Annotated in this window: 21 protein-coding genes; 11 read left to right on the forward strand and 10 right to left on the reverse strand. The window is 68.6% G+C overall.

The window, feature by feature from the left end; all coding sequences use genetic code 11:
- Nucleotides 1–2 precede the first annotated feature (2 nt).
- Nucleotides 3–2,303 carry an oxidoreductase gene (locus ACQPXB_RS48930; protein WP_432848917.1) on the reverse strand — a complete coding sequence of 767 codons (2,301 nt, stop codon included), beginning with the start codon at nucleotides 2,301–2,303 and terminating at the stop codon, nucleotides 3–5.
- A 314-nt stretch (nucleotides 2,304–2,617) separates the two neighbouring features.
- Between ACQPXB_RS48930 and ACQPXB_RS48935 the strand changes: the two genes are divergently transcribed.
- From ACQPXB_RS48935 to ACQPXB_RS48950, 4 genes are all read left to right on the forward strand, one after another.
- Nucleotides 2,618–3,130, forward strand: coding sequence for a hypothetical protein (locus tag ACQPXB_RS48935; RefSeq protein ID WP_432848919.1), 513 nt, complete (start codon nucleotides 2,618–2,620; stop codon nucleotides 3,128–3,130).
- Nucleotides 3,131–3,144: 14 nt separating this feature from the next.
- Complete coding sequence (locus tag ACQPXB_RS48940; protein ID WP_432848921.1) at nucleotides 3,145–3,732, forward strand: DUF3558 domain-containing protein; 588 nt, start codon at nucleotides 3,145–3,147, stop codon at nucleotides 3,730–3,732.
- A gap of 1 nt (nucleotide 3,733) precedes the next feature.
- Nucleotides 3,734–4,978, forward strand: coding sequence for a hypothetical protein (locus ACQPXB_RS48945; protein WP_432848923.1), 1,245 nt, complete (start codon nucleotides 3,734–3,736; stop codon nucleotides 4,976–4,978).
- Between the two features lie 283 nt (nucleotides 4,979–5,261).
- Nucleotides 5,262–6,008 carry an ESX secretion-associated protein EspG gene (locus ACQPXB_RS48950; protein WP_432848925.1) on the forward strand — a complete coding sequence of 249 codons (747 nt, stop codon included), beginning with the start codon at nucleotides 5,262–5,264 and terminating at the stop codon, nucleotides 6,006–6,008.
- A 56-nt stretch (nucleotides 6,009–6,064) separates the two neighbouring features.
- Here ACQPXB_RS48950 and ACQPXB_RS48955 read toward each other — a convergent pair whose 3' ends face one another.
- The 4 genes from ACQPXB_RS48955 to ACQPXB_RS48970 form a co-directional block, all read right to left on the reverse strand.
- Nucleotides 6,065–6,838, reverse strand: coding sequence for an amino acid ABC transporter ATP-binding protein (locus tag ACQPXB_RS48955; protein WP_432848927.1), 774 nt, complete (start codon nucleotides 6,836–6,838; stop codon nucleotides 6,065–6,067).
- Nucleotides 6,835–7,800 carry an amino acid ABC transporter permease gene (locus ACQPXB_RS48960; protein WP_386944073.1) on the reverse strand — a complete coding sequence of 322 codons (966 nt, stop codon included), beginning with the start codon at nucleotides 7,798–7,800 and terminating at the stop codon, nucleotides 6,835–6,837. The genes ACQPXB_RS48955 and ACQPXB_RS48960 overlap by 4 nt, the downstream gene beginning before the upstream one ends.
- A gap of 24 nt (nucleotides 7,801–7,824) precedes the next feature.
- Complete coding sequence (locus tag ACQPXB_RS48965; RefSeq protein ID WP_366580093.1) at nucleotides 7,825–8,766, reverse strand: ABC transporter substrate-binding protein; 942 nt, start codon at nucleotides 8,764–8,766, stop codon at nucleotides 7,825–7,827.
- Between the two features lie 232 nt (nucleotides 8,767–8,998).
- Entirely contained in the window at nucleotides 8,999–10,429 is a 1,431-nt protein-coding gene (locus ACQPXB_RS48970; protein ID WP_432848929.1) for a M20/M25/M40 family metallo-hydrolase, read from the reverse strand.
- A gap of 352 nt (nucleotides 10,430–10,781) precedes the next feature.
- Between ACQPXB_RS48970 and pdhA the strand changes: the two genes are divergently transcribed.
- The 3 genes from pdhA to ACQPXB_RS48985 are packed head-to-tail and all read left to right on the forward strand — an operon-like array spanning nucleotide 10,782 to nucleotide 14,327.
- Nucleotides 10,782–11,987, forward strand: a complete 1,206-nt coding sequence (gene pdhA, locus ACQPXB_RS48975; protein ID WP_366580089.1) for a pyruvate dehydrogenase (acetyl-transferring) E1 component subunit alpha — start codon at nucleotides 10,782–10,784, stop codon at nucleotides 11,985–11,987.
- The gene (locus tag ACQPXB_RS48980; RefSeq protein ID WP_366580087.1) at nucleotides 11,987–12,979 is read left to right on the forward strand and encodes an alpha-ketoacid dehydrogenase subunit beta; all 993 of its coding nucleotides are present in this window, start codon (nucleotides 11,987–11,989) and stop codon (nucleotides 12,977–12,979) included. The genes pdhA and ACQPXB_RS48980 overlap by 1 nt, the downstream gene beginning before the upstream one ends.
- Nucleotides 12,980–12,995: 16 nt before the next feature.
- Nucleotides 12,996–14,327, forward strand: coding sequence for a dihydrolipoamide acetyltransferase family protein (locus ACQPXB_RS48985; protein ID WP_432848931.1), 1,332 nt, complete (start codon nucleotides 12,996–12,998; stop codon nucleotides 14,325–14,327).
- A gap of 48 nt (nucleotides 14,328–14,375) precedes the next feature.
- On the opposite strand, the gene ACQPXB_RS48990 is transcribed toward ACQPXB_RS48985, so the two are convergent.
- The 5 genes from ACQPXB_RS48990 to ACQPXB_RS49010 form a co-directional block, all read right to left on the reverse strand.
- Nucleotides 14,376–14,708, reverse strand: a complete 333-nt coding sequence (locus ACQPXB_RS48990; protein ID WP_366580083.1) for a hypothetical protein — start codon at nucleotides 14,706–14,708, stop codon at nucleotides 14,376–14,378.
- A complete protein-coding gene (locus ACQPXB_RS48995) occupies nucleotides 14,705–14,887 on the reverse strand; it encodes a hypothetical protein (protein WP_432848933.1) in 183 nt (60 codons plus the stop codon). Before ACQPXB_RS48995 ends, ACQPXB_RS48990 begins: the two co-directional genes overlap by 4 nt.
- A 12-nt stretch (nucleotides 14,888–14,899) precedes the next feature.
- The gene (locus ACQPXB_RS49000; protein WP_432848935.1) at nucleotides 14,900–15,286 is read right to left on the reverse strand and encodes a hypothetical protein; all 387 of its coding nucleotides are present in this window, start codon (nucleotides 15,284–15,286) and stop codon (nucleotides 14,900–14,902) included.
- Between the two features lie 15 nt (nucleotides 15,287–15,301).
- Entirely contained in the window at nucleotides 15,302–15,673 is a 372-nt protein-coding gene (locus ACQPXB_RS49005) for a hypothetical protein (RefSeq protein ID WP_432848937.1), read from the reverse strand.
- A gap of 70 nt (nucleotides 15,674–15,743) precedes the next feature.
- Complete coding sequence (locus tag ACQPXB_RS49010; protein ID WP_432848939.1) at nucleotides 15,744–16,733, reverse strand: LuxR C-terminal-related transcriptional regulator; 990 nt, start codon at nucleotides 16,731–16,733, stop codon at nucleotides 15,744–15,746.
- Between the two features lie 129 nt (nucleotides 16,734–16,862).
- Between ACQPXB_RS49010 and ACQPXB_RS49015 the strand changes: the two genes are divergently transcribed.
- Genes ACQPXB_RS49015 through ACQPXB_RS49030 form a run of 4 tightly spaced genes read left to right on the forward strand, consistent with a single transcriptional unit; the run spans nucleotide 16,863 to nucleotide 21,529 of the window.
- Nucleotides 16,863–17,429: a TetR/AcrR family transcriptional regulator gene (locus ACQPXB_RS49015; RefSeq protein ID WP_366580542.1), complete on the forward strand. Its 567-nt coding sequence runs from the start codon at nucleotides 16,863–16,865 to the stop codon at nucleotides 17,427–17,429.
- A gap of 14 nt (nucleotides 17,430–17,443) precedes the next feature.
- Entirely contained in the window at nucleotides 17,444–19,378 is a 1,935-nt protein-coding gene (locus ACQPXB_RS49020; protein ID WP_386944834.1) for an ABC transporter ATP-binding protein, read from the forward strand.
- A gap of 5 nt (nucleotides 19,379–19,383) precedes the next feature.
- Entirely contained in the window at nucleotides 19,384–19,974 is a 591-nt protein-coding gene (locus ACQPXB_RS49025; RefSeq protein ID WP_432848941.1) for an ABC transporter ATP-binding protein, read from the forward strand.
- 55 nt (nucleotides 19,975–20,029) lie between these two features.
- Nucleotides 20,030–21,529, forward strand: a complete 1,500-nt coding sequence (locus tag ACQPXB_RS49030; protein WP_432848942.1) for a hypothetical protein — start codon at nucleotides 20,030–20,032, stop codon at nucleotides 21,527–21,529.

The raw sequence follows: 21,529 nt of genomic DNA on the forward strand, positions 1-21,529 counted from the left end.
CCTCAGCTGTCCCGGCGCACCATGCGGCCGAAGCCGGCCGCGACGGTCGTCGCGAGGAGCCAGCCGGAGACGGTGAAGCCGGCGGCCACCCAGTTGTCCGCGCCGTGCATGTACCAGCGCGACTTGTTGCCGAAGTCGACGATGGGCACCAGCAGGTCGGCCGTGTAGATCACCGGGTTCCACTGCAGCCCCGTGTCCTGCTGGTTTACCAGGCAGCGCGGCCCGCTGACGGCGTAGCGGCCGGGGTTCTGCACGCAGTCGTCCGAGCCGAGGCCGAACCACAGGCTGCCGAGCACCAGCAGCGTCAGCAGCCAGCCGAGCGCGCGGACGGGCCGGTAGCCGTAGCCGACCATCGAGCGTTGCAGGAAGCTCCACAGCCGCACGCCCGGGCCGAAGATCTTGAACCCCTTCGCCAGCGCGTCGTAGCGGAACTGCTGTTTGCGCAACCCGACCGTCGACGCGTGTTCCTCGTTGCCGGCCGCACGCAGCGTCGCGGCGAGCTGGTCGTACGGGCCGGGCCGGTAGCCGCGCATCGCCTTGCTCAGCAGCGCGATGCGGTGGTCCAGGGCGCGGTCGTCGTCGAGGGGAATGCCGCGTTTCAGGGCGTCGTAACGGAAGTCGTCGAGCTCGATGCCGTCCTCGGCGGCCCAGAATTCCTCCGTGTCGCCGAGAGTCCCGCAGTGCGCGCGGCGCAGCACGACGCGTCCCGCGGGCGGTGTGCGGAAGCCGAAGAGGAACTCGTCGGCCGTGACGTCGCTCGCGTCGAGTGCGATCCCGTGCGACGGAAGGGATCCGAGCTGCGCGCCGCCGAGCTCGAGGCGGCGCGCGATCTGCGCGCCGTCGAGGTTGACGCCGCCCTCCGCGACGAACGCGCGGTCCTTGTTCTCCGTCAGCACCAGGTCACGCCCGATGCGCGCGGTGCGGACGTCCAGCGAGAAGCTCGACGACGTCCGCTGCCCCGGCTCGGTGAGCTTGCTGCCGTAGAGGTTCACGCTGCCGCCCACCTCGACGCCCTGCAGGCGCACCGTGCCCTGCAACGTCGCGTCGGTGAGCTGGAAGTTACCTGCGATCTTGGCGCGGCGCGCGGAGAACACGTCGCGCCCGGGGTGCAGGAACATCGAGTTCCACGCGAGGAAGTTGCCGCCGATCTGCACGTCGGCCATCCGCAGCTGCCCCACGGGAACGCGCAGGCTGGTGGCCTCGACGTCGCCCCCGATCGACGACCCGTCGAGGTGCAACGCGCGGTCGTAGTACGGCGTTGCGCGGCCGCGCACCATCTTGATCTCCGCGCCGGCCAGCCTGAGCGAGCCGCCGATGCGCGCGTTGACCATGCGCAGCGTACCGAACGCCTGCAGCCCGTCGGACAGCTCCAGGTTGCCGTCGACCTTCAGCCGGTCGGCGACGAGCGCGGGCCGCGGGTCGAGGTACGGGTCGTTCGACTTCCACGCGTCCACGGCCACCGGCCCGCGCTGGTCCACGGTGAGCTTCGCTTCCCGCAGCACGATGTCACTGTCCACAGTGGCGCTCGGGAAGTACATGATGCCCTTGGCGGAGAACCGTTTCCGCTCGGCCGCCGGCCCGTAGTTGTCCACTTCGCACAGCAGGCTGCCGCCGATGTGGATGCCGTTGCCGTTGAACGCGAAGCCGTCGGGGTTGTCGAACGTCGCGCCGGAGAAGTTCACGTTGCCGCCCGTGCGCATGCCCGGCACGCGCACCTCGCCGCGCGCCACCATGCGATACGCGAGCAGCGCACCCGTGATCACGAGCCGGTCGGCCTGGATCGCCTTGCCGTGGGGGTGCTTGATCGTCGTGCGCGTGAGCACGACCGACCCCTCGATCACGGCGTCGGTGAGGTTCACGGCGGCGTTCGGCATGCCGCGCTCGCGATCGTCGCCGCGCATGATCGTGGTCTCGGGGATCTCACTGTCCTCCGGCCCGACCTCCACGACACTCCGGATCAACCGCACATCGTTGCGGCTCCTGAGGTTGCGCGCCTTCAGCCCCGGCAACCAGCACTTCCGGAACACGAGCCCGAGGACGTTCGCCTCCCGCACATCCGGCGGAAACTCGAACCGGCACCGCTCGAAGCGGAACAGGTAGCCCGACTCGGCGGCCCGGAGGTCGAACGTCCCGGTGATGTAGGCGTCCTCGACCTGCACGATCGGCGCGTTGGTCGCCTGCCTGCGCCACCTGAGGATCCCTGTTGACCCAGGCTTCAGCAGGTCCGCGGCCTTCACCTCGTACCTCTTGTCGGGCACCCCGGCAAACGGGTCCAACGGCGGCAGCGTCGTGTCGGTCGGCACGTGCCCCCTTCGTCGCCGCGGTGTCGCGTCCCAGCGAATCGGAACCCGCGCAGGGGCGCAAGCGGCCTAACGGAGTAGCCCGGACGGCCGTGGTCAGGGTTTTTACCGGTTGCTTACCGATGATCACTGACTGTACTGCTCGCAGCCTGTACGCGCGCGCCTTTTCAACGCCGGACGAGCTTCGAAGCCTCGCCGGGTGATCTTGCGGGAACCGATTCTGTGGCTGCGTCGTCCCTGTTAAGGTCACTTGCTGGAGCTGAAGCTGAACAGAGGGTAGGCCGCACCACGACGCGGCCCGTGCGGGGAGGCACGACATGCCAGACGGAAACCAGGGCGGACTGCAGGGCGTTTACAACGAGAGCCTGACACCGGGGCAGGTGACGCCACCGCCTCCAGGTGCGCCGCCGGTGCCGCTGGCAGGTGGCCAGACAGTTACGACCGGTCCGCCACCGGACTACAGCGCGCTCGGAGCGGGTCAAGCAAAGGCCGACTTCGCTGCGGCGTCAGGCGGCGGCAGCTGGGAGTTCGACGCGCAGTCGATGGACAAAGTCATTCAGCAGCTGGAAGACAGCCTCAACGACGACTACTCGCAGGCGCGCACCGTCGCCGCACAGTTCGCCCAGCTCGGTTACCCGGGCTCGGACCAGGTGAGCAAGGACTATATGAGTGCCACAGGTCGAGCCACCATCGCGTACAACCAATTCCTCAGGGGAACGGTCGACTTCCTTTCGTCTTACGTCGACACCCTGAAGCAGATCCGCACAGCATATGTGAACCAAGATCACGCCGCGATTGATGCAATTCGCAGCGCCGGGAAGGTCGATTGATGCGAATCCGTAACGTGTACCAGCTCGCCTTCATGGGTGTCGCAGCAATTGTCGTGGCTGGGTGTGGGAGTTCGACGGCAGGTCAACCGACGCCCGCCGCACCGAGTTCGTCCTCCGGCGAACCGATGCTGGCGCCGAAGGTCGAGCATCCGTTGACGAACACCAAGGCCTTCGAAGACGACCCTTGCTCCGCTCTGCCGACCAGCGAGGTAGAGAAAGCCGCAGGCAAGGTCAAGGGAACCGCAATCGCCCAGTCGATCGTCGGTAAGTCGTGCCAATGGAACTTCGCAGACAACACCGGGAACGTCAGCGGTGGGTTCTATTCGGGGAACAAGCGCGGCCTCAACAGCCTCTATCTCGAGAATCAGGCCGGCCGCCTCTCCACCTTCGCACCGCACTCGCCGGTCGAGGGGTACCCGGCTGTCGTTTACAGCGCGGGTGATGAGGGACCGGGCTCCTGCATTTTGGCTGTCGGCGTTCGTGATGAACTCACGTACACGGTGAACACCCAGCTTCGGACGGGGAACCCCTACCTGGCGGACCCGTGCAAGATGGCCGAGCAGGTCGCCGCCGCTGAGATCACCCGACTGAAGGCCAGTTGAGATGCCGCAAACTGGGTTCGACATCTATCAGCAACTGCACGACCCCGGTGACACTACCGGCCTGGATGCCATGGGAAGCGGGTGCGGGCAGCTCCGCGACATTCACAACGATGTCGCGGAGAAGCTGAGCACCAGCCAGACGACGCTGAACACCTTCTGGAAAGGCCAGGCCGCCGATACCGGCAGTGCGGGCCTGAGCCCTCTGATCAACACATCTCGAACAGCCGCGCAAAAGATGGACACGATGCGGCAATCGATCGAGGAGCAGTCTTCAGCCTTCACATTCGTGAAGAACAATGTCGTCAACGTCGACCAAAATCGGCCAGATGACGACACCGTCGAAGACTGGCTTTCAATAGGCGCCAGCAACGATGAGATCAAAGCTGCTCAGTTCGACAACGACACTCACACGAACGTCGAGCTCTACGACCGTTACCACCAGAGCAGTCAGCCGCGGACGGACACCATGCCGGCCGACTACCCCGCAGCGCACGACCCCAACGTGTCGGCGGGCGGGGTCACACCCAACCCCATCGACGTCGGCACGTCCGGCGGAAAGCACGTTTCCAGCAGTAGTGACCACTCGGGCGGCAGCCACATCAGCGGGCCAAGTAGCTACACCGCACCGCCTGGCGCTGCGGGCTACAAAGCGCCCGCGCCACCTGGGCATTCGTCGAGCGGTGCGTATACGCCACCCGTCGTGCCGGCGGCGAATGACAGCACGAGTGCCGCGTTTGCGGGGCCGACGCAGACCCCGGGTGGACCTGGATCGCCGTCATGGCAGGGGCCCGGAACAGGGATCAATGGACCCGGCGGTGGCAATAGCAGCGGCTTCGGGCCCGGGTTCGGGCCAGTCGGTGGCTTCGGCGGCGGCGGTGGCTTCGGGTCAGGAGGCGGCAGCCGAGGCGGCTTCGGGCCGGGTGGCGGCAGTGGTTTCGGGCCTGGTGGCGGCGGTGCGTCGAGCGGCGGTGCGGCCGGGATGGGGCGTGGCGTCGGTGCCGGCGCGGGCACGGGGGCCGGTGCGCTGGGCGAAGGTGCGGGTGCGGCCAGGCCCGGTGGGATGGGTGCCGCGGGTGCCAAGGGCCAGCCTGGGATGGGTGGCATGGGTGCCGGTGGGGCCAAGGGTGGCAAGGGGCCCGAGGACGAGGAGCACCAGCGCAAGATTCTCCTGTCCGAAGAGGACCCGGATTCCATCTTCGGCGGGTACGACGGCGACAAGCCCACCCCGCCGGTGATCGGGGCCTAGGAGGCGTAGCAGAAGCCGAGGGCGGCCGGCGGGTGGTCGGCCGCCCTACCGAGGCGGGTGATCTTGGGGCGGAAGCGTCCTTGTGGACGGTTGAGCCCTGTTAAAGTCACCTAGCGAAGCGGGACCTGAACAGAGGGTAGGCCGCACCCGAGTTGGAGCGGCACGTGCGGGGAGGCACGGCGGCGATGCCAGACGGACTAAATGGCGAACACCCGCTTTCCGATGGCAAGCAACAATTCCGTCGGCGCCGGCTGCCGAAGTCTGACAAAGGGGGAGTGGGAAAGTGCTGCGCAAGCCGGTGGAGTTGAGCCTGCAGACGTACGAGGTGCTGCTCGAGCGGCTCAACCTCGGCGACATCCACCCGACGCTCGTGCGCGGGGCCTTGTGGTACTCGCCGGACGAGCGGAAGCAGCTGGCGGCCGACACGGACGCCGAGCTGAACCGGCGGGGGCTGGCGCGCGGCGGACGGCTGGACGACGACTTCGTCGAGGCGCTGCAGCTGCTGCAGCGCCCGGGGGTCGAGTACTACTCGTGGGTGAAGTCGGACAAGGGTGAGCGGACCGTGCGCGCCGCGTCGAGTGGGCGGGACGCGGTGACTGTGGTGGCCGTCGATCAGGTGCTGTACATCGCGCCGTGTTCGGCGGAGGCGTTGGCGCGGGAGTTCGCGTTGCTGCTGCCGGAGGCGCCGGCGGCGCGGATCGCGTCGTTGAATTGTTCGGACGCGGACTTCAACGCAATCAAGAGTGGCGTGATTCCCAGCAAAACGAGCCCGAGTATTCGCGATGCCAAACAGGTGGTGCAGTGGCTGCGGACGCCGAAGACGTATTTCGGGCGGCTGTACGTCGCGGTCCGGGACAGCAGGGGAAAGCGCTTGCGGAATGAGAATCCGCCGGGGTGGATCGACACGGAACAGGGGCGGATCCTGTTCGGGGTGGACAAGTCCGGGTGGATCAGCCTGGCCGGGGCGGGGCCGCAGGACCTCGTGAAAAAGGTGCAGCAGCTGGAGAACGAGCTGCGCAGCGGCCGCTGATCAAGGCCTGAACAGCAGTGTGGCCGCCTCCGTGGGGAAGCGGCCACACCGACGAATCAAGCGTTCGGGCTCAGGACCCGGGCCAGGAATTCCTTCGTGCGTTGGTGACGCGGGTCGCCGATCACCTGGTCGGGTGGGCCGGCCTCGACGACCACGCCGCCGTCCATGAAGAGGACCTTGTCGGCCACCTCGCGGGCGAACTGCATTTCGTGGGTGACCACGACCATGGTCATGCCGTCTTTGGCGAGTTGGCGCATGACGCCCAGGACGTCGCCGACGAGTTCCGGGTCCAGGGCGGACGTGGGCTCGTCGAAGAGCATCAGTTTGGGCTGCATGGCCAACGCGCGGGCGATGGCAACGCGCTGCTGCTGGCCGCCGGAAAGCTGGGCGGGGTAGGAACCCGCTTTGTCCGCCAGGCCGACGCGGTCGAGAAGGTCCAGGGCGCGCTGGCGGACCTCGGAGCGAGGTTCGCGGCGGACCTGGATCGGGGCCTCCATGACGTTCTCGAGCGCGGTCATGTGGGGGAAGAGGTTGAAGCGCTGGAACACCATGCCGATGTCCTTGCGCTGGAAGGCGACCTCTTTTTCCCGCAGTTCGTGGAGCTTGTCGCCTCGCTCCTTGTAGCCCACCAGGACGCCGTCGACGTACAGCCGCCCGGCATCGATTTTTTCCAGGTGGTTGATGCAGCGGAGGAGGGTGGATTTGCCCGAGCCGGAGGGGCCGATCAGGCAGAGCACCTCGCGTTCGTGGACTTCGAGATCGATGCCTTTCAGCACGTCCAATGAACCGAAGCTCTTGCAGATCTTCTGTGCGGAAACGACGGGGGTCATCCGACACCACCTGCGCCCTGGCCGCCGCCGCCCTGACCGAACCGGAATCCGAGCATTCGGGAACCCCACTTGTTCTTTTCGGCGATCGAACGCGAAGAGCCCCGCGCGAAGTGGCGTTCGATGAAGTACTGGGCGACAGTCAGAATCGACGTCATGATCAGGTACCAGATCACCGCCACCAGCAGCAACGGAATGATCTTGAAGTTCTGCGCGTAGATGGTCTGCACCGCGACCATCAGCTCGAAGTACCCGATCACCACGACCAGCGACGTGGTCTTGAGCATCGAGATCGTCTCATTACCCGTCGGCGGGATGATCACCCGCATCGCCTGCGGAAGAATGATGCGCCGCAACGTGGTCGTGCGCTTCATCCCCAGGGCCGACGACGCTTCGAGCTGGCCGGAGTCGATCGACTGGATACCACCGCGCACGATCTCCGCCATGTAGGCGGCTTCGTTCAGCCCGAGGCCGAGCAGCGAAGCCGTGAACTGGTTGATGAGCGTGTTGGTGTCCCACGAAACGAACTCCGGGCCGAACGGAATGCCGAGGCCCAGCCGCGGGTACGCGAACGCCAGGAAGTTCCAGAACACCAGCTGCGTGATCAGCGGAGTGCCGCGGAACAACCAGACGTAGATCCCCGCAGCACCCTTCATGAGCGGGTTCGGCGACAGCCGCATCACGGCGAGAAGGACACCGCCGATGATGCCGATGACCATCGAAATCACCGTCAGGATCAACGTGTTCTGCAGACCGCGCAGCACACGGTCGTTGAACATGTACTCCCAGACCACCGACCATTGCAGGTTGGGGTTGGTGACGACGCTGCGGATGACGATGAACGCGAGGAAAAGGATGATCACCCCGGCCACCCAGCGCCCGTAGTGGCGCACTGGGACGGCCTTGATGGGTGTCGTGTCGGCCGGCACCTCCACGGTCGGAGGAGCGTCGAAGTTACTGGGCACGAGAACTGCGTCCTATCTACGGCCTCAGGAAGCCGGGTTGATCTCCGACGTGGTCACAGCGCCCGCACCGGACAGGCCCCACTTGTCGAGGATCTTCTTGTACGTGCCGTCGTCGATCAGCGCCTGCACGGCCTGCTGAACGGCCTTCGTGTAGTCGCCGCTGTCCTTCTTGAGCACGATGCCGTAGGGCGCGGTGTCATACGGAGCGCCGACGACCTCCAGCTGTCCGCCGGTCTGCTTCACCGCGTAGTCGATCACCGGGGAGTCGGCGAGCTCGCCCTGCACGCGTTTGGCGGTCAGCGCCAGGTTGACGTCCGTCTGCGCCTGCAGCTGGGTCACGTCGATGGCCGGCTTGCCCGCCTTGGTGCAGGCGTCGGAGCGCGTCTGCAGGTCGTCGACCTGCGTGGTGCCCTTCTGCACGCCCATCTTCTTGCCGCACAGGTCGTCGACGTTCAGCCCGTCCGGGTTGCCCTTCAGGACGGCGAGCGACGTGCCGGCCTTGTAGTAGCTGACCATGTCGACGGTCTGCAGCCGCTCGGGGTTGATGCTGAACGACGACATCGCGAGCTCGTACTTGCCGGCCTGGATGCCGGGGATGATGCCGTCGAAGGCGGCGTTCTGGAACTCCATCTTGAGCCCCAGCTTCTGGCCGATGGCGGTGCCGAGATCGACATCGAAACCGGTGACCTTGCCGCCTTCGTCCTGGAATTCGTTCGGGGGGTAGGTCTGGTCCTGACCGACCAGGATCTTGCCGTCGCTGGTGACCGAAGCCGGCACCATCGCGGCGAGCTTGTCGTCCTTGGCCACGGCCGGGATGTCCGACGAGCCCCCAGGAGCCGCAGCCGATGAGCTGTTGCTCCCCGCATCGCCCGCGCCACTGCCGCCCGCGCCGCAGGCCATGGTCAGGCCGACCAGCGCGAAAGCCGGGAGAAGGGCGAGCGCCTTCATCTGGTGTCCTCGGGCCACTTCGTCACTCCTCGTAGTTCTCAACTGTCGAGAGCACGCATATTGCCACTCGATAGCGGGTAAGCACAGCACCTGTACGTTACGGCGCAGTTTCACCCTATGCAGTCGTGACTCCCGGTGTCAGGTGAGACGCGAACAGTGTGTGGTCCAAACCACAAGGTCTACAGTGGATATCCGCGGTTGGGAAAGTCCCGGCACCAGCCAACCGGCGCCGGGACTTTTCACCGCGACCTCAGCTGCGCGCGTGCGCGTCCAGGATGTGCGCGACGGCCTCCGTGACCTGCTGCGCGTAGTCCAGGTTCAGCCACTCGTCCGGCACGTGGATGTTGGAATCCGCGCCGCACGCGCCCGTGACCAGGAACTGCGCCTGCGGGTACTTCTCGCCGAGCAGGCCCATGAAGGGGATCGACCCGCCCATGCCGGCGGCGCGGTGGGGGCGGCCGAACACCTCGTCGCTGACGCGGCGCAGCGCGGCCGAGAGCCACGGCGCCTCCTCGGGCGCGTTCCAGCCGTTCTCGGCCTGCGCGTCTTCGTGGATGGTCACCGAAGCGCCATACGGCACGTCCGTGGTCAGCGCGCGCTTGACCGCGGCCAACGCAGGAGCCGCCTCGGCCGTGGGCGGCAGGCGGAAGCTCAGCGTGAGCGTGGTGCTCTCGCGCAGCACGTTGCCGGCGTTGGCGGGCAGCGGGAAACCGTCGGCGCCGATGATCGACAACGTAGGCCGCCAGTAGTTGTTCAGCAGCAGCTCCAGCGCGTCTTCCGACATCGTCCGGCCGCCGCTGACCAGCGGGAACGCCGTCTGCAGCTTCTCGGGCGCCACCTCGGCGACGGCCTCGATCTCGGCGAGCCGGCTGGCCGGCACCTCGACGTTGAGCTCCGCGAGCTTGATCTCGCCCGTCTCGCCGCTCTCGATGCGCTCCAGCAGCTGCCGCAGCACGCGGAACGACGAGGCGACCACGCCGCTGGCCAGGCCGGAGTGCTGGGCCGTCGCCAGCAGCTGCACGGTGACGGTGAGGTGCAGCATCCCGCGCAGGCTCGTGGTCAGCCACAACCGCTCGTAGTCCATGCCACCGGCGTCGAGGCAGACGACGAGGCCGACCTCGCCGAGCCGCTCGGACAGGTGCTCGACGTACGCCGGCAGGTCGGGGCTGCCCGACTCCTCACCTGTCTCCAGCAGCACCACGGTGCGCGCGTGCTCGCCGCCGGCCGCGCGCACGGCCTCCAGCGCGGACACGGCCGCGTAGCCGGAGTAGCCGTCGTCGACGGAGCCGCGGCCGTAGAGGCGGCCGTCGCGGATCACCGGGGTCCACGGGCCGAGCCCCTCGGACCAGCCGCCGACCGGGGGCTGCTTGTCGAGGTGGCCGTACATCAGCACGGTCGGCTTGTCCGTGGCGCCCGCGGTGGCGGGCACGTCCACGAACAGCAGCGGGGAACGCCCCTCGAGCTGCACGACCTCGATCGACACGCCCGGCAGGTCGCGCCCGGCGATGAACGTCTTCACGTGTTCGACGGCCGCGGCGAGGCGACCGCTCGCGGCCCAGTCCGCGTCGAACGCCGGGGACAACGCCGGGATCGCCACGAGCCCGGACAGGCTCGGCACGACGTCGTTGATCCACGTCGAGACGACGGTTTCACGTACGGATTTCTGTTCCACGCCGGCCATCCTGCCACGGTGACCGACGTCACGACCGCCCTCGAGTTCGTGAAACCCACCACCCGGACGCGGCCGGTGCCCACCCGGTGACGCCTGGTGGGCACCGGTGCGGATTCCCGATCATCGTCCGTCCCATACTCGGAGTTCCCAGCGTTTTGCCTGTTCAGGCGCCCGGATCTCAGCAACAAATCAGCATCCGCGGCTCACCATCGCGCCGGGCTTCGTGCCAGGATGGCGGCGAGAACCGTCAACGCCGACGGTGGCCAGGCGCCCCGAATCCGGGGCGCTGGTTCCCGCCGGTGCAGTCGCTGTGGCCGCCACAAGCGGCCACCGTGGCGCCGACACCGAGGAGATACAGCGCATGCCGTCCGAACAGTGGACGCACCCGGAACCTGGAGACGGGCCCGCCGCCGTAGCGGCCAAGCCCTCGCCCGAACAGGTGATCGCGGGTCTGCGAGCAACGAGCGAAGGTGGCGCTGAGCTGACTCAGCTGCTCACCCCCGAAGGTCAGCGAGTCCCGTCGCCGCAGTTCGACAAGTACGTCGCGGACGTCGACGACGAGGTGCTGCGGAACCTGTACCGCGACATGGTGCTGGTGCGCCGCGCCGACCGCGAGGCCAACGCGATGCAGCGCCAGGGCCAGCTGGGGATCTGGGTCCCGCTGCTGGGCCAGGAGGCCGCGCAGATCGGCTCCGGCCGCGCGCTGAAGCCCACCGACATGGCGTTCCCGAGCTACCGCGAGCACGGCGTCGCGTACACGCGCGGCGTGGACCTGCGTGAGCTGCTCGGCATCTTCCGGTGCACCGACCACAGCGGCTGGGACTACAAGGCCCACGGCTTCCACCCGTACACGATCGTCATCGGCAACCAGGTGCTCAACGCCGCCGGTTACGCGATGGGTCAGAAGTTCGAAGGCAAGGTCGGCGACGACGACGGCGAAGCCACGATCTGCTACTTCGGCGACGGCGCCACCTCGCAGGGCGACGTGCACGAAGGCTTCGTCTGGGCCGCCGTCTACGACGCGCCGCTCGTCTTCTTCTGCCAGAACAACCAGTGGGCCATCTCCGAGCCGACCGAGCGCCAGTCGCGCCTGCCGCTGTATCAGCGCGCCCGCGGCTACGGCTTCCCCGGCATCCGCGTGGACGGCAACGACGTGCTCGCCTGCCTCGCCGTGACCCGGTGGGCGCTGGAGGAGTGCCGGCACGGCAACGGCCCGGTGCTGATCGAGGCCTTCACCTACCGGATGGACGCCCACACCACCACCGACGACCCCACCCGCTACCGGCTCTCCGACGAGCTGGAGGAGTGGAAGCTGAAGGACCCGATCGAGCGCGTGCGTGCGTACCTCGCTCGTGGCGGCGGTGCGGACCACGACTTCTTCGACGCGGTGCAGGCCGAAGCCGACGAGTTCGCGACGCAGCTTCGCGACTACACGTTCAACATGCCGGAGCCGCCGCCCGAGCGGATCTTCGCCAACGTGTACGCCGAGCCGTCGCCGGTTCTCGACGCGGAGCGGGAAGAGTTCCTGTCCTACTTGGACGGTTTTGCCACGGCGGGTGAGCACTGATGGCGGACCTGCAGAAGCTCACGATCGGCAAGGCCATCAACCTCGGCCTGCGCCGCGCGATGGAAGAGGACCCGAAGGTCCTGATCATGGGTGAGGACGTCGGCAAGCTCGGCGGCGTCTTCCGCATCACCGACGGCCTGCAGAAGGACTTCGGCGAGCAGCGCGTGCTCGACACGCCGCTGGCCGAGTCGGGCATCATCGGCACCGCCGTGGGCCTGGCCGTGCGCGGGTTCCGGCCGGTGTGCGAGATCCAGTTCGAAGGGTTCATCTTCCCCGGGTTCGACCAGATCTCGTCGCAGCTGGCGAAGCTGCACTACCGCACGCAGGGCAAGATCAAGATGCCCGTGGTGATCCGCGTGCCGTTCGGCGGCGGGATCGGCGCGGTGGAGCACCACTCGGAGTCGCCCGAGTCGCTGTTCTCGCACATCGCCGGCCTGAAGGTCGTCTCGATCTCCAACGCGGTCGACGCCTACTGGGGCATCCAGGAGGCCATCCGCTCCGACGACCCGATCCTCTTCTTCGAGCCCAAGAAGCTCTACCACTCGGGCGCGCTGAAGATGGAGGTCGACACCGACACCTCGCCGGGCCGCGTTTTCAGCTCGCGCGTGGTGCGCGAGGGGACCACCGCGACCGTCGTCGCCTACGGTCCGTCGGTGAAGGTGGCGCTCGACGCCGCCGCGGCCGCCGAGGACGAGGGCAAGTCGCTCGAGGTCATCGACCTGCGCACGCTGTCGCCGCTGGACCTGGGTCCGGTGTTCGAGTCGGTGCGCAAGACCGGCCGGCTGATCGCCGTGAGCGAGGCGCCGTCGGAGTCGTCGCTGACCTCGGAGATCGCGGCCCGCGTGCAGCAGGAGTGCTTCTACTCCCTGGAGTCCCCCGTCCTGCGCGTCGCCGGTTTCGACACGCCGTACCCGCCGGCCAAGCTCGAGGAGCACTACCTCCCCGACCTGGACCGGGTGCTGCACGCCGTCGACCGCTCGCTGAACTGGTAAGGGGGAACCCGCTGAAATGCCTGAGTACAAACAGTTCCCCTTGTCCGACACGGCAGAGGGGCTGACCGAGGCCGACATCCTCGCCTGGCACGTGAAGCCGGGCGACGCGGTCACGGTCAACCAGATCGTGGTCGAGGTCGAGACCGCCAAGGCCGCTGTCGAGCTGCCGATCCCGTGGGCCGGGGTGATCACCGAGCTGCTCGTCGAGGTGGGGCAGACGGTCGAGGTCGGGGCTCCGTTGCTGACCTTGGACGTGGATCCGGACGGGAAGGCGGCGCCCGCTCCCGAGGCCGCCGCGCCGGCCGAGGAGGAGATGAAGCCGCTGGTCGGGTACGGCTCCAAGGCGGTGGAGACGAAGCGGCGGGCGCGCAAGACCGCTCCCGTGGCCGCGGTGGCTGTTGCTGCTCCGCCGGCTCCGGCGCCTGTGCCGGTGGCTCCCGTGGCTCCCGTGGCTCCCGCTGGTGGTTACGTACCGCTGGCCAAGCCGCCGGTGCGCAAGCTCGCCAAGGACCTCGGCATCGACCTCTACGCGCTCACCGGCACCGCCGACGGCGGCGTCATCACCCGTGAAGACGTCGAGCGCGCGGCCAACGGCTCCGCCCCGACAGCTACCGTGACGTCCACTGTGGACACCACCTACGACGCCGCCACCCGCGAACGTCGTGTGCCGATCAAGGGCGTCCGCAAGGCCACCGCCGCCGCGATGGTGCAGAGCGCCTACACGGCACCGCACGTCACGGAGTTCCTCACCGTCGACGTCACGCCGATGATGGAACTGCGCGAGAAGCTCAAGAAGTCGCGTGAGTTCAGCGGCGTGAAGCTGACGCCGCTCGCGTTCGCCGCCAAGGCCGTGTGCCTCGCGGCGAAGCGCACGCCCGACGTCAACGCGGTGTGGGACGAGGCGGCGCAGGAGATCGTCTACAAGGACTACGTGCACCTGGGCATCGCCGCGGCGACCCCGCGCGGGCTCGTGGTGCCGAAGATCTTCGACGCCGACGCGATGTCGCTCAAGCAGCTGGCCGTCGCGCTGACCGAGCTCACCGACGTCGCGCGCGAGGGCAAGACCACGCCCGCGGCGATGGCGAACGGCACGTTCACGATCACCAACGTCGGCGTCTTCGGCGTCGACACCGGCACGCCCATCATCAACCCGGGCGAGTCGGCGATCCTGGCGGTCGGCGCGATCCGCGACACGCCGTGGGTCGTGGACGGCGAGATCAAGGTCCGCAAGGTGATGCAGCTGTCGCTGAGCTTCGACCACCGCGTGGTCGACGGCCAGCAGGGCTCGGAGTTCCTCGCCGACGTCGGCGCGCTGCTCGCCGACCCGGCCGTGGCGATCACGTACTGATCCGTTCCGGCGCGGTTGCGGCCCGGTGGTTTCCGGGCCGCAACCGCTTCACCGGATCCTGCGCCACAACCCGCGCAGGACCCCACCCCTCGCTTCGATCTCCGCCGGCGGACGCCGGCGCGCGGCCATCTCGTCCAGCAGGCGGCCGAGTTCCTGCTGGTAGTCGACGAGCAGCGCCTTCACCAGCTCGTGCCGCACCGCCGGATCGAAGTCGGCGTACTGCGCGAACGCGGCTTCCCGGTACTTCTGTGCCGACACCAGGAAAAGGTCCCGGTCGGCCGCGGTGATCAGCCCTTCGGCCAGCAGCTGCTGCAGCCGCACCGCGGCGGGCCGTTCGACGACGGTCCGCACGAGCCCCTCCAGCTCTTCCGTGCCGGTCATCGCCGCCGCCGGTCGGCCCGGATCTCGGCTTCCGCGGTCAGCTCGGCGATGGTGAGTGCCACCCGGATCTCCTGACGCTTGACCACGACCTTCCGGTGCGCGGTGGCGGCGAGCTCCACCGCCTTCTCCAGCGGCCGGCGCTCGACCTCGGCGTCGGTCCTCCTGATCAGTTCGGACATCGCAGTTCCTCTCTAGCTTCGGAGCAGCCGGGCGATTTCCTGCTTCATCTCCACCGCCAGGGCCTCGGCGAGCGTCGCTTTCGCTTCCGGGTGCCAGTAGGGATCGGCGTCCACCCGCGCCATCGCGGTGTAGAACCGCTCGATGGTCGTCGTCTGCAGCTTGATCCGCCGGTCCACCCGCTGCCCTTGCAGCTCCACCTTGATCTCGGAGTACGTTCGCGCGACCACCACCACGACCGAACGCACGAGCGCGGCCGTCGGGAAGCCGAGAGCGTGGGCGATCGCGCTGACCACGACCTCCGCGAGATCGGCGCCGCCGCTCGCCGGCAGATTCCCATTCGCGTCCTGAACCTCGAACGGCACATTCCGGCCGCTCGGCACCAACTCGTCGCCAGCCAAGATTCACCGCTCCGTTCAGAAAACCAGAAAACAAATAACGACGACCACGATGGTCGACACCGCGGTCAGCAGGATTCCCTGGAGAAAACCGCTCACCGCCACGCCGAAAACCAAGTCGACGACGAAGAGGTCGAGCCGGCTTTCCCGGTGACCGCCGCGCGCTTTGCGTTGCCTGCTCAGCAAACCCGTGATGGGTACGGCGAGCAGCCGGCGCACCGTCCGGCCCGCGCCCGAGGCGCCCTTGAGTGACTCGAACGCGGTAACCAGCAACCATTTGACGAGGGGAACAACGATGAACTTCGCAATTCCGATCGCGACGAAAAACCACCAGAGAGCGATGAGAAATTCGAGCGGCACACTCCACACGGAGCCGTTTTCCACACGCACCGGCACCATGTTATCCGCGATACCACAACGATTCTCTCGGCGCGAGGATGAAAAATAAGCCCGCACCGATTCATCCCGAGGCTGAGCCGCCTCGCTCACGGGCGTAACCGAGGTAGGTGGAGACCTCCTCGACGACCGTCGAACGGCTCTTGGCGCCGTACTTGCGCAGGATGCTGCGCACGTGGGTCTTCACCGTGGAGCGGGCGACGTACAGCTGTGTGGCGATTTCGCCGTCGCTCAAGCGCAGGAGCTCGGCGACGTCACGCTCGCGCGGGCTCAGCGAGCCGAACCGCGCCGCCGCCTCGCGGTAGCCGGCGAACTCGATCTCCGCGGAATCCATCTGCAGCCGCTCGCACTCGCGCACCAGGTCCCGCGCCCGTGCCCCGAGGCGGTGACCCTCCGCCTCCAGCTCAGTCGCGAGCTGCGCCGCCGCCTGCCACACCACGGCCACGCGCTCCACGACCAGCGCCGACACCGTCCGCCCGAGCACGCGTTCGGCGGCCGGCCGGTGCCCGTCGTCGAGCTGCGCCAGGAGCTCGCGGTCCTCGTCCTCGGCCGACAGGATCCGGGCGACCACCTCGGCCAGCCACTCCAGCGCGGCGAGCTCGGCGTCGCCGTAGCTGTCGGCGGTGTACGTCTGGGCCGAGACGACGCCGATCACCTCGCCGGTGTGCGTGCGGCGCATCGGGACGACGAGCGCATCGGCCGAGCGGCGTTCCTTGTCGCCCCAAGGGATGCCGCGGTTGAGCACGGCGCCGGCGTCGGCGCGGTAGGCGTAGGAACGGTTGTGGGTACGCACCCAGCCCGTGGGGCCTTCGGGGTTGACCGGCCGGACGCCCGGGAGCGCGTACTCGGCGCCGTCGTACTGGTAGGCGTAGAGCACGTGGCCGGCGTCGCGGAAGAGGGCCACGAAGAAGGCGTCCAGCGTCATCACGCCACCGACGATCTCGCGCAGCTTCGCGTACAGCGCGTGGTGGCTCTTCTCGGCCTCGGCGGACAGGACCTCGCGCGCCTGGCGCAGGCGTCCCGCGGTGGGCTCGTCGAACGGCTTGCCGCGCACCGGCGCTCCTCGGGTCGGCGGATGTGCGTCCCTAAGTCGACGGCTCGTCGCTTCGCGTTACCCAGTTGACGGAGTGAGCACTCACTCCGTAGTTTGGTCGGTATGGAGACGAGGAAGCGCGCGCCGGGGATGGCGCCCGACGACCGCCGCCGGATGATCGTGCGTGCGGTGCTCCCGCTGGTCGTGGAACACGGCCGGGGGGTCACCACCGCGCAGATCGCCCGGGCGGCCGGCATCGGCGAGGGCACCATCTTCCGCGTGTTCACCGACAAGGACGAGCTGTTCGACGCGTGCGTGGAAGCCGCGCTCGACCCGGGGGAGGCGTTGGAGATGATCGGGGAGATCCCGAGTGAGCTGCCGTTGGAGCGGCGGCTCCTGGAAGCCGTGGACGCACTGACCGCGCACATGCAGCGGCTGGGTGCCGTGATGGGCGCGATCCGGGCCGGCCGGACGCGCCCGGAGGAGGCCCGCAACCGCAAGTCGGTGACCGGCGACAGCCGGCGCGAGTCGTTCGAGGCGATGCACCGCGCCGTCCGTGAGCTGTTCGTGCCGGACGCCGACCGCCTGCGGCTGCCGGTGAACCAGGCCGCGGCCATGTTCCTCTCGATGCTGTTCGCGCAGAGCCGGCCCATGCCCGGTTCGCCCGAGGCCACCGAGATGATCGACGTCTTCCTGCACGGCGCGGTGTCCGCGTGATCCCAGGCGGATTCATGCCGGGCGGACGGCCCGGCGGACGGCGGCGCAGACCGGCACAGACGGTGCCCGACAGCGGCCTGACCGGTCCCGTCGACATCCCGGAGCCCCCGCAACCGGACCTGCCCAAAGACCTGAAGTCGCGCTTCGGCCGGATGAAGACGTCGGTGTCCGGCACCGTCCGCGGCCTGCCGAAGGTCGCGCGGCTGACGTGGCAGGCCAGCCCGACCTTGACGATCCTGCTCGCGCTGGTCACGCTGCTGTCCGGCCTGCTGCCGACGGCCACGGCGTACATCGCGAAGCTGCTGCTGGACGCGGTGGTCGCAGCCATCCAGCACAAGGGCACGACCGGCGACATCGTGCGGATCACGCTGTTCCAGTTCGGCGTGCTGGCCGCGACCGCGATCAGCAGCGCGATCACGTCGATCGCGCAGACGCTGCTGCAGGAACGGATGACGCTGACCATCCGCCACCAAGTCATGGACCACGCGAGCAAGCTGCAGCTGGCGTACTTCGAGGGCTCCACGTCGTACGACATGCTGCGCCAGGCCGCGCAGGAGGCGCCGACGCGGCCGTTGTCGATGATGACGTCGGCGCTGGGGCTGGTGCGCACGGCGATCACGTTCTCGAGCATGATCGCGCTGCTGGTGTCGATCAGCCCGTTGCTGGCGCTGGTGGCGCTGCTCGCGCCGATTCCCGCGTTCATCTCGCAGTCGAAGTACGGGTCGCGCGCGTTCTGGCTGACGTTCCTGATGTCGCCGATCAAGCGGCGGATGGATTACCTGTCTTCGCTGGTCACGACGGATACGTACGCCAAGGAGACCAAGCTGTTCGGCCTCGGGCCGTACTTCGTTGAGCGGTTCCGGCAGCTCGGCGTGGTGTCGTACGAGCGGCAACGGCGGCTGACGGTTCGCCGCAACGTGAGCTCGACGTCGTGGGGGCTGCTGTCCACCCTGGCCGGCTCGGCGATCGCGTTGTACATCGCGTTGGAGGCCGTCGGCGGGCGCCTGACGCTGGGTGACCTGGCGCTGTACACGGCCGCGGCGACCTCGGTGCAGGCTTCGGTTTCGGGGCTGTTCACGGCGTTTTCGGGGATGTACGAGAACAATCTGTACCTGGACACGCTGTACCGGTTCCTGGACACTTCGCCGGAGATCGTGGCGCCCGACTCGCCGCTGCCGTTGCCGTCCACTGTGGAGGGACACATCCGGTTCGAGTCGGTGAGCTTCACCTACCCGGGCGCCGAGGAACCCGCGCTGGACGGGGTGTCGTTCGAGATCCGCCCGGGCGAGACGGTCGCGGTGGTCGGCCGCAACGGTGCGGGCAAGTCGACGTTGTTCAAGCTGTTGTGCCGCCTGTACGACCCGACCGGCGGCCGCATCCTGCTCGACGGCGTGGACATCCGCCGGTACGACCCGGACGAGCTGCGCACCCAGATCAGCGCGATGTTCCAGGACTACGTGACGTACCAGGGCACGGCGGCGGAGAACATCGGCCTCGGCGACCTCCACCGGCTGGAGGACCGCCCGCACATCGAGGACTCCGCCCGTCGCGCCGGCGCCGACGAACGCATCGAGCGCCTGCCGTCCGGCTACGACTCGCCGTTGGGCCGCTGGTTCGACCAGGGCGTTTCGCTGTCGGGTGGCGAGTGGCAGAAGATCGCGCTGGCCAGGGCCTTCCAGCGCGAGGCCCCGATCCTGATCCTCGACGAACCGACGTCGGCTCTCGACGCCCAGGCTGAGCACGACCTGTTCGCCCGGCTGCGGTCGTTGGCCGCCGGCCGGACCACGCTGTACATCTCGCACCGGTTCTCGACGGTCCGCCAGGCCGAGCGGATTTTGCTGCTGGACCACGGCAAGGTCGCGGAGTACGGCACGCACGAGGAGCTCATGGCCGCCAAGGCCGGGTACGCGGAACTCTTCACCTTGCAGGCGCAGGCCTATCTAGTGTGACGGGCATGCTGGTTCAGACGAGGGGGCTCGGCGTCACGGCGGGTCCGGCCGTGCTCTTCGAGGAACTGGACCTGGCCGTCGACGCCGGCGAGTGCCTGGTCGTGACGGGCGCGAACGGCGCCGGCAAGTCGACACTGCTGCGCTGCCTGTACGGGGCGCAGGCGCCGACGTCCGGCACCGTCTCCGTCTGCGGGCGCGCGCCGGACGAACGGTCGGCCCGGTTCCGCCGGCGCGTCTCGGCGGTGCTGGACGACTCGGCGCTGTTCGACGAGCTGACCCCGCGCCAGCACCTGGACCTGGTGGGCCGTTCGTTCGGCGGTTCGTGCACGGTGCCGGCCTCGCTGGCTTCGCGCGCGGACGTGCCCGCCGGCGACCTTTCCGCCGGCCAGCGCCGTCGGCTGCTGCTGCACGCGGCGATCGCGCGGCCGCACTCGGTGCTGCTGCTGGACGAACCGGAGCGCGCCCTGGACACCGCGGGGCGCGCCGGGCTGGCGGACCTGGTGTCGACGAGCCTGTCGTCCGGCGCGGCGGTGGTGGTGGCGAGCCACGGTGCGGGGTTGGTCGAGGCTGTGGCGGATTACGTGGTTGAGCTGTGAGGTGGTTGGGGTTCGTCGCGCGGTATCGCGGCGTGCAGGTCATCGGTGAGGCTCGGTGACACGCTTGAGCCGCTTCGGCACTCCGCGCTCGGTCGACCCGCGGCCACTGTTCATCGGTGGCCACGTGGCCGCGTCCCTGAAGCGCCCTGACGTGCTACTCGGCCTGTTCATCGCACTGGGCCTGCTCGGCTCCCCGCTCTACAACACCGCACTCGTGCGCTCCCAACTCATCGGCGCCGCGGCAGTCGGGCCACACGGCAGCGTCGCCGTCCTGTGCGCCGGCCTCGCCCTCGCCTGGCGCGCAACCCTCCGCCGCAGCCACGTCTGGGCGGATCCGGGTGCGCTGACCTGGTCAGACTTCGACGACGGCTACTCGGGTCGGCTGGGGCGGCGGTTGCCGGTGGATCGGGCTGCGCGGGTCGCGACGGCCGCACCTGTCGGCGACCGCCGCGAGGGCGCACTGCACCGACGACGTCTCGCGGGCCGGGCCGCACGGTTCACGACGGTCCCGTCCGTCGACGACCGCAGCGAGAGCATGCCGCCCCGACGGCTACTCGCGGGCTGGACCACTCGGTTCACGACCGTCGCGTACTCCGACAGCGGCCGGTCGCGTGTGCTGCACCGACGGCTGCTGGCGGGCTGGGCCGTGCGATTCGCCACGGTCGCGTACTTCTTCATCGTCGCCGGGGTGCTGATCGGCTTTCCGCCGGACGTGGTGGGACCGCTCGCGCTGTCCGTCGCCGTGGCGGCGCTGGCTCTGGTGATGGCTCGCCGGCGCCCGGTGTTCGGGGAGGCCGTGCTGCCGCTCGTGCCGGCCGTTCTCGGTGTTTTCCCCGACACTCCACTGTGGATATTCGCCGCGGTGGCCGCGGCCGCCGCCTTGCTGCTGGCCTGGTCACCGCCCCTTTCGCTGACGCGCGACACCCTCGTGCGTCACTTCCGCGAACGCCTCGTGCGCCGCACGTCGGCGGCATTCCTCGACGTGTGGGCGCTGCTGCCCGCCGGCCGTCCCGTTCGCTGGCGCCGCGCGTTGGACGGTCGGTTCATCGTCACGAGGTACGTCGTGACGGGGACTCTCGCGCGCCGCCACGCGCTGGGCCTGCCGGTGTTCCTGGCACTCGCTGTGACGGCCGCCCACACGACGTTCCCGGGCGTGACGTCGGTTTGGCTGCTCGGGCCCGGCTCGTACCTGGCGTTGCTGCCGTTCGCCGCGCCGATCGCGCAGTTGCACCGCGTGCCGGGCCTGCGCCGCTGGCTCGACGCGTCGGAGCTGCGCTTGCGGCTGGTGATGGCCTCGGTGCTGGTCGCGCTCGCGGCGTGCTGGACGGCCGTGGTCGCGCTGCTCGGCGTCCCCGTGACCCTCGGCTCGCTGGTCGCCGTGGTGGCGACCGCGTACTCGGTGGTGCGGACCGTCACGCGCGGGCCGCTCGAGTTCTCGTCGATGGGGCTGGTGCTGTACGAGGGCGTCCTCATCCCCACCGGTTTGCTGCGGCAGCTCGCCCGTGGCCCTGACCTGCTGATAATCGGGCTGCTGCTCTGCGGACTGCTGCCCTAG

Source organism: Amycolatopsis sp. CA-161197, from assembly GCF_050942255.1.
Taxonomy (GTDB): domain Bacteria; phylum Actinomycetota; class Actinomycetes; order Mycobacteriales; family Pseudonocardiaceae; genus Amycolatopsis.

What these genes read in the sequence shown, in the direction of transcription:
- ACQPXB_RS49015 (WP_366580542.1), top strand. Translation starts at nt 16,863, where the DNA reads ATGGCGCCCGACGACCGCCGCCGGATGATCGTGCGTGCGGTGCTCCCG.
- ACQPXB_RS49025 (WP_432848941.1), top strand. Translation starts at nt 19,384, where the DNA reads ATGCTGGTTCAGACGAGGGGGCTCGGCGTCACGGCGGGTCCGGCCGTG.
- ACQPXB_RS48995 (WP_432848933.1), bottom strand. Translation starts at nt 14,887, where the DNA reads ATGTCCGAACTGATCAGGAGGACCGACGCCGAGGTCGAGCGCCGGCCG.
- ACQPXB_RS49020 (WP_386944834.1), top strand. Translation starts at nt 17,444, where the DNA reads ATGCCGGGCGGACGGCCCGGCGGACGGCGGCGCAGACCGGCACAGACG.
- ACQPXB_RS48990 (WP_366580083.1), bottom strand. Translation starts at nt 14,708, where the DNA reads ATGACCGGCACGGAAGAGCTGGAGGGGCTCGTGCGGACCGTCGTCGAA.
- ACQPXB_RS48985 (WP_432848931.1), top strand. Translation starts at nt 12,996, where the DNA reads ATGCCTGAGTACAAACAGTTCCCCTTGTCCGACACGGCAGAGGGGCTG.
- ACQPXB_RS48970 (WP_432848929.1), bottom strand. Translation starts at nt 10,429, where the DNA reads ATGGCCGGCGTGGAACAGAAATCCGTACGTGAAACCGTCGTCTCGACG.
- ACQPXB_RS48955 (WP_432848927.1), bottom strand. Translation starts at nt 6,838, where the DNA reads ATGACCCCCGTCGTTTCCGCACAGAAGATCTGCAAGAGCTTCGGTTCA.
- ACQPXB_RS48980 (WP_366580087.1), top strand. Translation starts at nt 11,987, where the DNA reads ATGGCGGACCTGCAGAAGCTCACGATCGGCAAGGCCATCAACCTCGGC.
- ACQPXB_RS48945 (WP_432848923.1), top strand. Translation starts at nt 3,734, where the DNA reads ATGCCGCAAACTGGGTTCGACATCTATCAGCAACTGCACGACCCCGGT.
- pdhA (WP_366580089.1), top strand. Translation starts at nt 10,782, where the DNA reads ATGCCGTCCGAACAGTGGACGCACCCGGAACCTGGAGACGGGCCCGCC.
- ACQPXB_RS48935 (WP_432848919.1), top strand. Translation starts at nt 2,618, where the DNA reads ATGCCAGACGGAAACCAGGGCGGACTGCAGGGCGTTTACAACGAGAGC.